We start from the raw sequence: 324 nt of genomic DNA, 5'->3' as shown, positions 1-324 counted from the left end.
AGCAAAAGAGTGCGGTGATGATGGCAAGAAGGATACACCTGTTCCCATGTCGAACACAGAAGTTAAGCTTCTTCGCGCCGATAGTAGTTGGGGGATCGCCCCCTGCGAGGATAGGTCGTTGCCGTGCAAATTAGAAAGGGTCTGTGCCATAAGTCCTTCAAAATAGAAGAGATTAGTGAAAATCGTTCCTTGATTTTCACTAATCTCTTCTTTGGGTTTATAAAACAGTTATGATTGGTGCCCTTCGCTACCAATTTTCTAATATTCATTGCCATCAAGGCAATTCCAGCTTCTCTTTTTACCTTTTCAAGACCTCTAACAGAA

The 324-nt window shown here is 42.6% G+C and carries 1 rRNA gene; it reads left to right on the top strand.

Annotated features, from left to right (window positions below):
- Positions 1 to 10: 10 nt before the first annotated feature.
- Positions 11 to 127: ribosomal RNA gene (gene rrf / locus FFX44_RS12615) — 5S ribosomal RNA — on the top strand.
- Positions 128 to 324: the final 197 nt, after the last annotated feature.

Origin of the sequence: Lactobacillus sp. UCMA15818, assembly GCF_030400225.1 — a bacterium.
Lineage (GTDB): Bacteria > Bacillota > Bacilli > Lactobacillales > Lactobacillaceae > Liquorilactobacillus.
This window is presented reverse-complemented; position numbering and strand designations above follow the sequence as displayed.